Source organism: Streptomyces sp. CA-146814 (assembly GCF_050942385.1).
Classification (GTDB): Bacteria; Actinomycetota; Actinomycetes; order Streptomycetales; family Streptomycetaceae; genus Streptomyces.
The window spans coordinates 2,714,793-2,728,714 of the sequence record NZ_CP192068.1 but is presented as its reverse complement, the minus strand read 5'-3'; the positions used below and the strand labels follow the sequence as shown (position 1 = coordinate 2,728,714).

The 13,922-nt window shown below is 71.0% G+C and carries 11 protein-coding genes; 8 read left to right on the top strand and 3 right to left on the bottom strand.

The window, feature by feature from the left end; genetic code table 11:
• The 5 genes from mtrB to ACQP09_RS12000 all read left to right on the top strand — a co-directional run bounded on the left by mtrB (position 1) and on the right by ACQP09_RS12000 (position 6,638).
• The gene (gene mtrB, locus ACQP09_RS12020; protein WP_433398307.1) at positions 1-2,019 is read left to right on the top strand and encodes an MtrAB system histidine kinase MtrB; all 2,019 of its coding nucleotides are present in this window, start codon (positions 1-3) and stop codon (positions 2,017-2,019) included.
• A 28-nt stretch (positions 2,020-2,047) separates the two neighbouring features.
• The gene (locus ACQP09_RS12015; protein ID WP_433406560.1) at positions 2,048-3,883 is read left to right on the top strand and encodes an LpqB family beta-propeller domain-containing protein; all 1,836 of its coding nucleotides are present in this window, start codon (positions 2,048-2,050) and stop codon (positions 3,881-3,883) included.
• 68 nt (positions 3,884-3,951) lie between these two features.
• Positions 3,952-4,680: a ComF family protein gene (locus tag ACQP09_RS12010; RefSeq protein WP_433398305.1), complete on the top strand. Its 729-nt coding sequence runs from the start codon at positions 3,952-3,954 to the stop codon at positions 4,678-4,680.
• Between the two features lie 330 nt (positions 4,681-5,010).
• Complete coding sequence (gene hpf / locus ACQP09_RS12005) at positions 5,011-5,700, top strand: ribosome hibernation-promoting factor, HPF/YfiA family (protein WP_018512285.1); 690 nt, start codon at positions 5,011-5,013, stop codon at positions 5,698-5,700.
• Positions 5,701-5,885: 185 nt separating this feature from the next.
• Positions 5,886-6,638 (top strand): response regulator, encoded by a 753-nt coding sequence (locus ACQP09_RS12000; protein WP_433398303.1) that lies wholly within the window; start codon positions 5,886-5,888, stop codon positions 6,636-6,638.
• Positions 6,639-6,650: 12 nt separating this feature from the next.
• On the opposite strand, the gene ACQP09_RS11995 is transcribed toward ACQP09_RS12000, so the two are convergent.
• Entirely contained in the window at positions 6,651-7,838 is a 1,188-nt protein-coding gene (locus ACQP09_RS11995; protein WP_433398301.1) for a winged helix-turn-helix domain-containing protein, read from the bottom strand.
• 102 nt (positions 7,839-7,940) lie between these two features.
• Complete coding sequence (locus ACQP09_RS11990) at positions 7,941-8,558, bottom strand: GNAT family N-acetyltransferase (RefSeq protein WP_433398299.1); 618 nt, start codon at positions 8,556-8,558, stop codon at positions 7,941-7,943.
• A 240-nt stretch (positions 8,559-8,798) separates the two neighbouring features.
• Here ACQP09_RS11990 and secA point away from each other — a divergent pair, with 240 nt between their 5' ends.
• Positions 8,799-11,615, top strand: a complete 2,817-nt coding sequence (secA, locus tag ACQP09_RS11985; RefSeq protein WP_433398297.1) for a preprotein translocase subunit SecA — start codon at positions 8,799-8,801, stop codon at positions 11,613-11,615.
• 68 nt (positions 11,616-11,683) lie between these two features.
• Here the strand turns inward: secA and ACQP09_RS11980 are convergent, their stop codons facing one another.
• A complete protein-coding gene (locus ACQP09_RS11980) occupies positions 11,684-12,121 on the bottom strand; it encodes an Rv3235 family protein (protein WP_433398296.1) in 438 nt (145 codons plus the stop codon).
• Positions 12,122-12,397: 276 nt separating this feature from the next.
• Here ACQP09_RS11980 and ACQP09_RS11975 point away from each other — a divergent pair, with 276 nt between their 5' ends.
• Positions 12,398-12,904 carry a DUF6912 family protein gene (locus tag ACQP09_RS11975; protein ID WP_433398294.1) on the top strand — a complete coding sequence of 169 codons (507 nt, stop codon included), beginning with the start codon at positions 12,398-12,400 and terminating at the stop codon, positions 12,902-12,904.
• 67 nt (positions 12,905-12,971) lie between these two features.
• Positions 12,972-13,649: an HAD family hydrolase gene (locus ACQP09_RS11970; protein ID WP_432150488.1), complete on the top strand. Its 678-nt coding sequence runs from the start codon at positions 12,972-12,974 to the stop codon at positions 13,647-13,649.
• Positions 13,650-13,922 lie beyond the last annotated feature (273 nt).

Genomic DNA, 13,922 nt, shown 5'->3' with positions numbered 1-13,922 from the left:
ATGGCCGAAGGCAGCGCTGCTCCGAACCCCGGGGAGCCGGGAGTCCGTGCGGAGCGGGCTGCCGGTCCGGGACGGAAGGCCTCTCGTATGAGCCGTTTCCTCCAGGGCGGCCGGTTGTTCGAGGACCGGGCGCCCGGTGGGCCCGTACCGCGTCTGCTGATGCGGTGGGTTCGCCGTCCCCTGCTGCCCGCCGTGCGGTTGTGGCGGCGCAATCTGCAGCTCCGCGTCGTCGCGGGCACGCTGCTGATGTCGATCGGCGTGGTGCTGCTGCTCGGCTTCGTCGTGATCGGGCAGGTCCGCAACGGTCTGCTCGACGCGAAGGGCAAGGCCGCCCAGACCCAGGCCGCCGGCGGTTTCGCCGCGGCCCAGGAGAAGGCGAATGCCTCCCTGGCGCCGGGCACCGAGGGGCCCGACGGCATGACCGCCAACACCTCGTGGCGCACCGAGCTCGTCGACCAGCTCGCCAGTGGCGGCAAGAACGCCTTCAACGTGGTCGCGCTCAGCGCGGACTCGGTGAGCGAGGGCGCGGGCGGCCGTGCGCCACGTGGTTCGGGCAGCGTCGAGGCCTCCAGCGTGCCCGAGCGCCTGCGACAGGACGTGGGCAAGGGGCAGGGCGCGTTCCAGACGTACTCCCTGATCCGCTATTCCAACGGCAACGAGTCCCAGCCGGGCCTCGTCGTGGGCAAGCGGCTCTACGACATCGACCAGCAGCCGTACGAGCTGTACTACCTCTTCCCGCTCACGCAGGAGGAGAAGTCCCTGACGCTGGTCAAGACGACCCTGGCGACCGCCGGTCTCTTCGTCGTGGTGCTGCTCGGCGCCATCGCGTGGTTCGTGGTGCGGCAGGTCGTCACACCGGTGCGGATGGCGGCCGGTATCGCCGAGCGGCTCTCCGCCGGGAAGCTCCAGGAACGGATGAAGGTCACCGGCGAGGACGACATCGCCCGGCTCGGTGAGGCCTTCAACAAGATGGCGCAGAACCTTCAGCTGAAGATCCAGCAGCTGGAGGAGCTCTCCCGGATGCAGCGGCGCTTCGTCTCCGATGTCTCGCACGAGCTGCGGACCCCGCTGACGACCGTACGGATGGCCGCCGACGTCATCCATGAGGCGCGCGCCGACTTCGATCCCGTCACCGCGCGCTCCGCCGAGCTGCTCGGCGACCAGCTCGACCGCTTCGAGTCGCTGCTGGCCGATCTGCTGGAGATCAGCCGGTTCGACGCGGGCGCGGCGGCGCTGGAGGCCGAGCCGATAGACCTGCGGACCGTGGTGCACCGGGTGATCGGCGGTGCCGAACCGCTCGCCGAGCGCAAGGGCAGCCGGATCCTGGTCCTCGGCGACGACCAGCCGGTGATCGCCGAGGCCGACGCCCGGCGCGTCGAGCGGGTGCTGCGCAACCTCGTGGTCAACGCCGTCGAGCACGGCGAGGGACGGGACGTCGTCGTGCGGATGGGCGTGGCGCAGGGTGCGGTCGCCGTGGCCGTACGGGACTACGGGGTCGGGCTCAAGCCCGGCGAGGCGACCCGCGTCTTCAACCGGTTCTGGCGCGCCGACCCGGCGCGCGCCCGGACCACCGGCGGGACCGGTCTCGGGCTCTCCATCGCCGTCGAGGACGCCCGGCTGCACGGCGGCTGGCTCCAGGCGTGGGGCGAGCCGGGCGGCGGGTCCCAGTTCCGGCTGACCCTGCCGCGTACGGCGGACGAGCCCCTGCGCGGTTCGCCGATACCGCTGGAGCCGGAGGATTCCCGGCGTAACCGGGAGAGCCGGGAGCGCGACGAGGCGCCGGCCGGCGAGAACCGGCTGGTCTCCGTACCGAGCCAGTCCGGGGCCAAGGAGCGCTCGTCGCTGCCCGTGCCCGGCCGCGGCTCCACGGTGCCGCACCCGGCGCCCGCCTCGGCGCACCCGGCGGCGCTGCCCGGCAGCGGAGCCCGGGTCGTGGCCCGCCCGGCGCCGGAGCGTTCCGGCGGCGCCGGTTCCGCCGCGCAGAATTCCGACCAGGAGGACACCACTCGTGGGTACTGACCGCCGTCGTGGTGGCCCCGGACGCGGCGTGCGGATCACCGCGCTGCTCGGCTGCTCCGTCCTCGTGCTCGTCGGCTGCGGGTCGATGCCGGTGACCGGTGACGTCAAGGCGGTCGACGCCTCGCAGCCGGGCGACTCCCAGGTGCAGGTGTACGCGGTGGAGCCCCGCGAGGGCGCGGCGCCCAGCGAGATCGTCGACGGGTTCCTGGAGTCGATGACCAGCGACGATCCCGGCTTCCGGACCACCCGCATGTATCTGAGCGAGGACGCCGCCGAGACCTGGCAGCCGGGCGAGGGCACCACGGTGCTCTCCCAGGCCCCCAACCGCAACGGCCCCCTGCTCCACGACGAGGAGCGCCGGGACTCCGAGACCTCCTACACGCTGACCGGCGAGAAGGTGGCGGCGGTCGACGCCCAGAGCTCCTACCAGCCGCTTGCCCCCACCGACTACTCCCAGGTGCTGCACCTGGTGCGGGAGAAGCTGGCGGACGGCAAGACCGAGTGGCGGATCGACATCGTGCCGGACGGCCTGGTCCTCGGGCAGTCCGACTTCAAGCGGCTCTACCGCTCCGTGAACAAGTACTACTACGCCACCGGCCGGACGAACGGGCAGCCGACGCTCGTCGCCGACCCCGTCTACGTACGCACCGGCACCGATCCGGTCACCCGGATGAGCACGGCGACGCAGACGGTCAGGACGCTGCTGGAGGGACCGACGAACTGGCTGCGGCCCGTGGTCGACTCCCGCTTCCCCACCGGGACCGCCCTGCGCAAGGACGTCGTCGCGCTGGCCCCCGACGATCAGAACGTCCTGAAGGTGCCGCTCAACGGCAAGGCCGACAAGGCGGGCCGGACGGCCTGCCGGATGATGGCCGCCCAGGTGCTCTTCACCCTGCGGGACCTGACCTCCGCGCGGGTCGAGCAGGTGGAGCTGGAGGGCGGGCGCGGCCGGCTCTGCGCGCTGGACGCGGACGAGGCGGCGAAGTTCTCCTCCGACAGCGGCTCCGACGGGCCCGACAGCCAGTACTTCATCGACGCCAAGGGCAAGGTCCAGCGGATCCCCAGCGTCACCGAGGGCATCGGCACGCCCGAGGTGGTGCGCGGCCCCCTGGGCGCCGGCACGGTCGCGATGGGCGCCATCGGCGTGGCCCGGGACGAACGGCGGGCCGCCACGGTCTCGGCCACCGGGCAGAACCTGTACGTCGCGTCCCTGGACGCGGAAGGTGAGCTGGCCGCTCCCGCGGTGACCAGCGCCGGCAAGAAGACCGCCGACCGGCTGTCGTCGCCGAGCTGGGACGGGCGGGGTGACCTGTGGGTTGCCGACCGCGACCAGGCGCGCCCGAGACTGCTGCGGCTGGCCGAGGGTGAGGGCGAGCCGCAGGAGGTGCGGGTCCCGGGGCTGGACGGCGGGCGGATCGAGGAGCTGCGGCTGTCGGCGGACGGGGTGCGGATCGCCCTGCTGGTGACGGAGGACGGCCGTACGACGCTGAAGATCGGCCGGGTCGAGCGACGCGGGACCGACGAGGCGCCCGAGATCTCGGTCGAGGACCTGCGCCAGGCCGCGCCGCAGCTCACGGACGTGACGGCGATCTCCTGGTCGGGCCGCAGCCGTCTGGTGGTGGTCGGCAAGGAGGCGGGCGGTGTCCAGCAGGTGCGGTACGTGCAGGCGGACGGGTCCACGTCGTCCTCCGGCGCCTCCGGGGTGCTGCCCGGGGTCAATCAGGTCCAGGCGGTCGCCGCGGCGGACGACGAGCTGCTTCCGCTGATGGCGGAGACCGAGAGCGACGGCATAGTGAAGCTCTCGCCGGGGGACAACTGGCAGACGGTCCTGGAAGAAGGCACCTCGCTGGTCTACCCGGGCTGACCTGGCGCTTCCGAACGCGGTTTTCCACAGGGGTGGACGGCTCGGCGGGGGCCGGGCACCGTGGACGCATGCGGGATTGGTGGCGGGAGTTCTCCGGCCTGGTCCTGCCGGTGGCCTGCGCGGGCTGCGGCAGGCCGCGTACGGAGCTGTGCCCGGCCTGCGGGGCCGCGCTGAACGGTGCGCCGGCCCGCAGCGTGCTCCCCTCGCCCCGGCCCGCGGGGCTTCCGGCGGTCCATGCGGCGGCGCCGTACGCGAACGCCGTACGCGCGGTGCTGCTGGCCCACAAGGAGCGCGGGGCACTCGGGCTCGCCGGACCGCTCGGACGGGCCCTGGCGGCCTCCGTACGGGCCGGGACGGGGCAGGCGGGAGCCGTGGGGCCCCTGCTGTTGGTGCCCGTGCCCTCCGCGCGCTCCGCGACCGCGGCCCGCGGCCATGATCCGGTGCTCCGGATCGCCCGCGCGGCGGCGGACGAGCTGCGGCGTACGGGCGGGCGGGTCAGGGTGCTCCCGGTGCTGCGGCAGCTGCGCGCGGTCGCCGATCAGTCGGGTCTCCGGGCGCACCGGCGGCGGGCCAATCTCGCCGGGGCGCTGGGCGTCGCCGCGGGGTCGGTGCGGCTCCTCGACCACGGGAGGGTGGTTCTGGTGGACGACCTGTTGACGACGGGATCGACGCTGGCCGAGGCCGCGCGGGCGGTCACCGAGGCGCTCGGGAGCGGCGGAGGACCCTCAGGCCGCGCGGTGTGCGCGGCGGCGGTCGTCGCTGCTTCTCCGTCCGCCTTCGAAATAAACCGGAACTGACCGAGAACTTGCATCGTTGCAGGTAATGAGAGGGCAAAACCCCCTGAACGGAGGGAAGTACCGGTAGCGGGTGCCGATACCCCGGTGTGCAGGCTATGTTCGGTGGTGAGGAGTGGTGAAGGCCGAATCTCGATGAATGCACCATGAGGTTTCGGGCAGGTAACTCACCGAAGAACCGGACGTGCTCAAGCCGGTGGGGTTGTGACCTCTCCGACGGGGGAGGAGGAGGCGAAAGTCACCGAGTCCGAGGCCCCTGGGGATCACCGGGGGCTGGTGCAAAAGGGAGATGCCCCGCCGCCGAAGCGGGGCGATCCGGGAACGGAGTTCTGCGTGGACATCGTCGTCAAGGGCCGCAAGACCGAGGTGCCCGAGCGGTTCCGCAAGCACGTGGCCGAGAAGCTGAAGCTGGACAAGATCCAGAAGTTCGACGGCAAGGTGATCAGCCTCGACGTCGAGGTGTCCAAGGAGCCGAATCCCCGTCAGGCCGACCGTTCCGACCGGGTGGAGATCACGCTCCGCTCGCGCGGTCCGGTCATCCGGGCGGAGGCGGCGGCGGGCGACCCGTACGCAGCGCTCGACCTGGCCACCGGAAAGCTGGAGGCCCGGCTGCGCAAGCAGCACGACAAGCGCTACAGCCGCCGGGGCAACGGCCGTCTGTCGGCCGCCGAGGTCGGGGACGTGGTGCCGGGTGTCGCCTCGTTCGACGAGGACGGCGAGTTGGTCGGCGAGCAGCCGTCGGAACCCGTACCGACCACCAAGGTCGGATCGATCGAGGTGCAGGGCGAAGGGCCTCTCGTGATGCGCGAGAAGACCCACACCGCCGCGCCCATGGCGCTCGACCAGGCGCTCTACGAGATGGAACTGGTCGGGCACGACTTCTACTTGTTCGTCGACTCCGAGACGAAGGAGCCCAGTGTCGTCTACCGGCGGCACGCCTACGACTACGGCGTCATCCACCTGAGGACCGACCCGCTCGCCGCTGATGAGGCAGGCGGCGCGGGCGGCGCACTCGGCGGCTGACACCACACCGTCACGGTGCCCCTGGAGCGTTTTCACGCCACCAGGGGCACCTGCGCGCGGGTGCGGGATCACCGCTTCGGCCTCGCGGCATGGAATCATGGCGCCCCAAGCCAATCGGTGGCCGGTGAAACGCCGTTGGCGGACGACCGATGACTATCAGGCCGTGGCCTTCAGGGGGAGGAACGATGGCGGACACCTTCGGGCCCGTGCGTGACGCGAGCGGTTCCGACGACGGCGGTGACCGTGCCGGTGACGCCCCGGACGGCGCCTCGCGCAAGGAGCCCATCCGGGTCCTCGTGGTGGACGACCACGCGCTCTTCCGCAGGGGTCTGGAGATCGTTCTCGCGCAGGAGGAGGACATCCAGGTCGTCGGTGAGGCCGGTGACGGCTCCGAGGCGGTCGACAAGGCCGCGGACCTGCTGCCCGACATCATCCTCATGGACGTGCGGATGCCCAAACGTGGTGGCATCGAGGCGTGCACGGCCATCAAGGAGGTGGCCCCCAGCGCGAAGATCATCATGTTGACGATCAGCGACGAGGAAGCCGACCTCTACGACGCGATCAAGGCGGGCGCCACCGGATACCTCCTCAAGGAGATCTCCACCGACGAGGTGGCGACGGCCATTCGCGCCGTCGCGGACGGGCAGTCCCAGATCAGCCCGTCGATGGCCTCCAAGCTGCTCACCGAGTTCAAATCGATGATCCAGCGCACCGACGAGCGCCGGCTCGTCCCCGCGCCCCGGCTCACCGACCGGGAGTTGGAAGTGCTGAAACTCGTGGCGACCGGCATGAACAACCGGGATATCGCCAAGGAGTTGTTCATTTCCGAGAACACGGTGAAGAACCACGTCCGCAATATCCTGGAGAAGCTGCAGCTGCACTCCCGCATGGAAGCCGTGGTCTATGCGATGCGCGAGAAGATCCTGGAGATCCGGTAGCCACCGCGGCCCTCAGCGGTAGGCGCGCTGCAGCGCCCGGCCGATCTCGTCCCTGAGCGGGTCGCGCAGCTCCGGCGCGTCGATCCGCTCCAGCCGGATGTCCGTGCAGCCCACCCAGGCCGCCGCCTCCACCAGGGCCTCGGCCATCGGGACCACCGCCTTCGGACCGGCCAGCGAGGCCTGCCGGGCGACCAGCGTGGTGCCGTCGCGCGCCGGGTCGACGCGGCCCTGGAGCTTCCCGCCTGCCAGCAACGGCATCGCGAAATAGCCGTGGATCCGCTTCGGCTTGGGGATGTACGCCTCCAGCCGGTGCGTGAAGCCGAAGATCCGCTCGGTGCGCGCCCGCTCCCACACCAACGAGTCGAACGGCGACAGCAGCGTCGTACGGTGGCGGCCGCGCGGCTCCTTGGCCAGCGCCTCGGGGTCCGCCCAGGCGGGCTTGGCCCAGCCCTCCACCGTGACCGGGACCAGGCCCGAGTCCGCCACCACCGCGTCGAACTCCTCGCCCCGCAGCCGGTGGTAGTCCGCGATGTCGCTCCGCGTGCCGACGCCCAGGGACTTGCCCGCCAGCGCGACCAGCCGCCGCCGGCACTCGGTGTCGCTCAGGTCGTCGTGGAGCACGGCGTCCGGGATGGCGCGCTCGGCCAGGTCGTAGATCCGCTTCCAGCCGCGCCGCTCGGTGCAGACCACCTCGCCGTACATCAGGGCTCGTTCGACGGCGACCTTGGAGCCCGACCAGTCCCACCACTCCCCGCCGTTCTTCGCGCCGCCGAGCTCGGTCGCCGTCAACGGGCCCTCGGCACGCAGCTGCTTGATCACCGTGTCGTACACGCCGTGGGGCAGGTCGTGGTGCCACTGCGGGCGGGCGCGGTAGGCGCGGCGGCGGAACGCGAAGTGCGGCCACTCCTCGACGGGCAGGATGCACGCGGCGTGCGACCAGTACTCGAAGGAACGGCCCCCCGACCAGTACGCCTCCTCCACCGTGCGCCGGCCGACCGCGCCGAGCCGGGCGTACGGAATCAGCTCGTGCGAGCGGGCCAGCACCGAGATGGTGTCCAACTGGACGGCCCCGAGATGCCGCAGCACCCCCGGAACCCCCGCCCGGCGGTCCGGAGCCCCCAGGAAGCCCTGGGCGCGCAGCGCGATGCGGCGGGCCTGGTCGGCGGAGAGTTCGACTGCGGGAGGAGGCACAGGCGTCATACGGGGAACCCTAGACGGCACCACTGACACCGGGGGAGGGGATCCGGCCACCACCTCCGGCCGCGCGCACTCCGGATCCCACCGGTCCGCTCACCGGTCCGCTCACCGTTCACGCGCCGGGTCCGGAGCGCCGCCCGGCTGACCGGCGTGGCGCCCGGGCAGGTACGGATGGGCGCCGGGCAGCCCCAGGTCGGACGGGAGCAGCGCCGCCGTCCACGCGTCGCGCCGCACGCCCTTGTTGAGCAGCCCGGACCGCTGGTCGCCCTCCAGCCGGAACCCGGCCCGCAGCGCCACGGCACGGGAGGCCAGGTTGCCGATCTCGGCCCGCCACTCCAGCCGGTCCGCCCGGAGCGCGGTGAAGGCCCAGCGGGCGGAGCCGAGCACCGCCTCGGTGACGTACCCGCGACCTCGGTGCTCCTTGGTGGACCAGTACCCCACCTCGTACGTCCCCGGCCGGCTGCGGCGGTCGATGGAGAGCGCCCCGACGAGCGTCGCGGACTCCGGCAGCTCCAGGGCGAAGCTGTACGCGGAGTCGTCCCGCCAGCCCGCCGGAGCGAGTTTCGCGGTGAACAGCTCCGCGTCGGTCAGCCGGTACGGGGAGGGGATCACCGTCCAGCGCTGGATGTCCGGATCCTGGCAGGCCGCGTGCACCCGGTAGGTGTCCCGCGGACCGAACGGGCGCAGAAGAAGTCGTCGCGTGGTGAGAGTGGTCGGCTCCATACGGTGATTCTCATGAGCGGAGAGCCGCGATGCGAGCACTTTCGGCGCTTCCCGGCACCTTCCGCGCCTCTGGCACGTTGTCCGGAGAGGGTGCGGCGAGGTCCACGCGACGGCAGCCCTCCCGACGCGGTGGTGTCCTCGCTTACGATGGCCGTTGCGGTGGGGCCCACCTGCCGTGCCCGCGCCAGAGTCCATCACACGACCCAGTGCCAGGCCCGACCGGCAAGGAGACCAGCCTCAGTGTCCGTCTTCAACAAGCTCATGCGTGCAGGCGAAGGCAAGATCCTGCGCAAACTGCACCGCATCGCGGACCAGGTCAGCTCCATCGAAGAGGACTTCGTCAACCTCTCCGACGCCGAGCTGCGGGCGCTCACCGACGAGTACAAGGAACGGTACGCGGACGGCGAGAGCCTGGACGACCTGCTCCCCGAGGCGTTCGCCACGGTCCGCGAGGCCGCCAAGCGCGTTCTCGGACAGCGTCACTACGACGTACAGATCATGGGCGGAGCCGCCCTGCACCTCGGCTATGTGGCCGAGATGAAGACCGGTGAGGGCAAGACCCTCGTCGGCACCCTGCCCTCGTATCTCAACGCGCTCTCCGGCAAGGGCGTGCACCTGATCACGGTCAACGACTACCTCGCCCAGCGCGACTCCGAGATGATGGGCCGGGTCCACCAGTTCCTGGGCCTGACCATCGGTTGCATCGTCTCCAACATGACGCCGGCGCAGCGCCGCGAGCAGTACGGCTGCGACATCACGTACGGCACGAACAACGAGTTCGGTTTCGACTACCTCCGCGACAACATGGCGTGGTCCAAGGACGAGCTCGTCCAGCGCGGCCACAACTTCGCCGTGGTCGACGAGGTCGACTCGATCCTGGTCGACGAGGCCCGGACGCCGCTGATCATCTCCGGCCCGGCCGACCAGGCCACCAAGTGGTACGGCGACTTCGCCAAGCTGGTCACGCGCCTCACCAAGGGTGAGGCGGGCAACCAGCTCAAGGGCATCGAGGAGACCGGCGACTACGAGGTCGACGAGAAGAAGCGGACCGTGGCCATCCACGAGACCGGCGTCGCCAAGGTCGAGGACTGGCTCGGCATCGACAACCTCTACGAGTCGGTCAACACCCCGCTCGTCGGCTATCTGAACAACGCCATCAAGGCGAAGGAACTGTTCAAGAAGGACAAGGACTACGTCGTCATCGACGGCGAAGTCATGATCGTCGACGAGCACACCGGCCGTATCCTCGCCGGCCGCCGCTACAACGAGGGCATGCACCAGGCGATCGAGGCGAAGGAAGGGGTGGACATCAAGGACGAGAACCAGACCCTCGCCACGATCACCCTGCAGAACTTCTTCCGCCTGTACGACAAGCTCTCCGGCATGACCGGTACGGCGATGACCGAGGCCGCCGAGTTCCAGCAGATCTACAAGCTCGGCGTGGTGCCGATCCCGACGAACCGGCCGATGGTCCGGGCCGACCAGTCGGACCTGATCTACCGCACCGAGGTCGCCAAGTTCGCCGCCGTCGTCGACGACATCGCCGAGAAGCACGAGAAGGGCCAGCCGATCCTGGTCGGCACCACCTCGGTCGAGAAGTCCGAGTACCTCTCGCAGCAGCTCTCCAAGCGCGGTGTCCAGCACGAGGTGCTCAACGCCAAGCAGCACGACCGGGAGGCGACGATCGTCGCCCAGGCCGGCCGCAAGGGCGCGGTCACGGTCGCCACGAACATGGCCGGCCGAGGCACCGACATCAAGCTCGGCGGCAACCCGGACGACCTCGCCGAGGCGGAGCTGCGCCAGCGCGGCCTCGACCCGGTGGAGAACGTCGAGGAGTGGGCGGCCGCGCTGCCCGCCGCGCTGGAGTCCGCCGAGCTGGCCGTGAAGGCGGAGTTCGAAGAGGTCAAGGACCTCGGCGGGCTGTACGTGCTCGGCACCGAGCGGCACGAGTCGCGCCGGATCGACAACCAGCTGCGCGGTCGTTCCGGCCGTCAGGGCGACCCGGGCGAGTCCCGGTTCTACCTGTCGCTGGGCGACGACCTGATGCGGCTGTTCAAGGCGCAGATGGTCGAGCGCGTCATGTCGATGGCGAACGTCCCGGACGACGTGCCGATCGAGAACAAGATGGTCACCCGTGCCATCGCCTCCGCCCAGTCGCAGGTCGAGCAGCAGAACTTCGAGACGCGTAAGAACGTCCTGAAGTACGACGAGGTGCTCAACCGGCAGCGCGAGGTCATCTACGGCGAGCGCCGCCGCGTCCTGGAGGGCGAGGACCTGCAGGAGCAGATCCGGCACTTCATGGACGACACGATCGACGACTACATCGCGCAGGAGACCTCCGAGGGCTTCGCCGAGGAGTGGGACCTGGACCGGCTGTGGGGCGCCTTCAAGCAGCTCTACCCGGTGAAGGTCACCGTCGAGGAGCTGGAGGAGGCGGCCGGCGATCTGGCGGGCGTCACCGCCGAGTTCATCGCCGAGTCGGTCAAGAACGACATCCACGAGCAGTACGAGGAGCGCGAGAAGACCCTCGGCGCCGACATCATGCGTGAGCTGGAGCGGCGCGTCGTCCTCTCCGTGCTGGACCGCAAGTGGCGCGAGCACCTCTACGAGATGGACTATCTCCAGGAGGGCATCGGCCTGCGGGCCATGGCGCAGAAGGACCCGCTGGTCGAGTACCAGCGCGAGGGCTTCGACATGTTCAACGCCATGATGGAGGGCATCAAGGAGGAGTCCGTCGGCTACCTGTTCAACCTGGAGGTCCAGGTCGAGCAGCAGGTCGAAGAGGTTCCCGTGCAGGACGCGGCCGAGCGCACCTCGCTCGCCAAGGAGGGTGCTCCCGCCGCGCGTCCGGAGATCCGTGCCAAGGGCCTGGAGGCTCCGCAGCGTCCGGACCGGCTGCACTTCTCCGCCCCCACGGTGGACGGCGAGGGCGGTGTCGTCGAGGGCGACTTCGCCACCGACGGTGCGCAGTCCGGTTCCTCGGACGGCATGACGCGTGCCGAGCGCCGCAAGGCGCAGAAGAGCGGTGGCGGCGGCGGTCGCCGTCGTAAGAAGTAGCGCCAGCAGCGCCGCACCGGCCGGGGCCGGACACCGCAGGGTGTCCGGCCCCGGCCGCGTCGTGAGGGTCACCGGCGGGCGGGGACGAGGCGTTCGCCGCCCAGTTCCACGGCCGCGCAGCGCCAGCGCTGGTCGGAACCCTGCTCCAGGCGGAAGGCCATGGCCTGGACCCGGTCGCCCGCTGCGATGCTGGCGAAGGCCTCGACCACGCCGGTGGCGGGCTGGGCGCCGTGGCAGTGGCGCAGGACCGGGCGGTGGCCCCGGGCGGTCCCGAGCGGGGTGGTGGGGGCCAGTTCGGCGAGCTGGTCGTAGGCGTCGCCGATGGTGTGGCCGAGCATCCAGTGCACCGGGCGCTGGCCGCTGAGGACCGCGAGCAGCCGTTCGGCGAACCACTGGTGGGGCCGCGGCGGGCGGTGCGGCTGGAGGCGCCGGGACCGCTGCGGAGGTACGGCCTGGGGCCGGCGCTGGTCGCGGCGGCCGGCGGGCCTCGTGCTGTTCGTGCTCATGTTCGTCGCCCCCGTGAACCGGGCCCGGAAATACCGGGCGGTAACTTGTGCTGGGGATCTTCTACGGGGACGGTCGGCAACACCGCAAGGGGCTCCCGCGCCCGGTCAGGGGCTCGGGACGATTCACCTATCCGGGTTGCGGGCCTTGGGGCGCAAGGGCCGGCGCGGGGGTGACGGAGCGTCGCGGGTGGACGTGGGCCCCCGGTTGCCGAAACCCGAAAGGGGACGGTCCCCACGTATCCTGAAGGCGTCTTCCGACTACGAAAGCGGCCTGCCATGCGCGTGTACGTCCCCCTGACCCTCTCCGGTCTCGCAGCGGCACACGCGTCCGGCGAGGTCGGTCCGGGCCCGCTGACGGCCTACGCGGTCACCCCCGGGCTGCGCGAGTGGTACGTCTCCGACGACATCGAGGAGCTGGAGTACGCGGCGCTCAACCGGGCCGCCGCCGCCTCGCTCCGCCTGATCGCCGGAGACCCGGACGAGGCCCGGCGCCGTATCGTCGTCGCCGTCGACGTCTCCGACGGGGCCGCCACCGCCGACCCGGACCACGGGCTGAGCGCCGCCTCGATCGGTGAGGTGCGTCTCGCCGCCTCGCTGCCGCTGGCCAAGGCGGCCGCGGTGCACGTGGACGCCGACGAGGCCGAGAAGGACGTGGCCGCGGCCGCGGCGGCCCTGGGCGCGGCGGACCTCGGCGACGACGACGCGCAGTTCACGGTGGACGGCGCTGAGGACCATGAGCTGCTCTGGTTCGGCGTCCAGGAGATTCCGCAGCTCATCGGCTGAACCTCATCGGCTGAAGCTCGTCGGCCGGGGCCTCGGCGTTGTCAGACCCTGCGGGTACGTTTTCTGTATGACACCCGGGAAGACACGCACGCATCTGGTCTGGGACTGGAACGGCACGCTGCTCGACGACATCCACGCCGTCATCCACGCGACGAACGCCGCGTTCGCCGAGGTGGAGCTGGCGCCGCTCACCCTGGAGCAGTACCGCGAGATGTACTGCGTGCCCATACCCCGCTTCTACGAGCGGCTCCTGGGCCGGCTGCCCACCGAGGCCGAGTGGGAGCGGATGGACGACATCTTCCACCGGTACTACGCGGAGCGCCGCGTCGCCTGCGGGCTCACCGCCGGGGCGGAGGACCTGCTCGCGCGGTGGACGCTGGCCGGGCACAGCCAGTCCCTGCTGAGCATGTACGGGCACGAGCACCTCGTCCCGGTGGTGCGCGGGTACGGGATCGAGTCGCATTTCGTCCGGGTGGACGGGCGGACCGGGCCGTCGGGCGGAAGCAAGGCGCTCCACATGGAGCGGCACTTCGAGGCGCTGGCGCGCGCGGGCGGGATATCCCCGGAGAACTCGGTGGTCATCGGGGACGCGGTGGACGACGCGGTGGCCGCGGCGCATGTGGGGGCGCGGGCGGTGCTGTACACCGGGGGCTCGCACAGCCGGAGCAGTCTGCTGGCGGCGGGGGTGCCGGTGGTGGACAGCCTGGGGGAGGCGGTGGCGTTGGCGGAGACGTTCTCGGCCTGACGGCCTGAAGGACGTCCTCAAGCACCGGACGAGCTGAAAGGGATGTCCTCAAACGCCGGACGGGGTTGGAGGGGCGATGCACCGCACTGTCCGAAGTGTCAAAGTTCGGTGTCTTCTTTTGTACACATGCGGCTCATGACGGGGTGGGGTGCCGGGGCGATAGCCTGGTGCCGTGATCAGCGCGATACGCCTCGGGGGCAGCGAAGCCCCCGGCCGCCGCCCGGAGTGCCACCGCACCCGGGCGATCCGCGATCTTCCGACCCCGGACCGGCC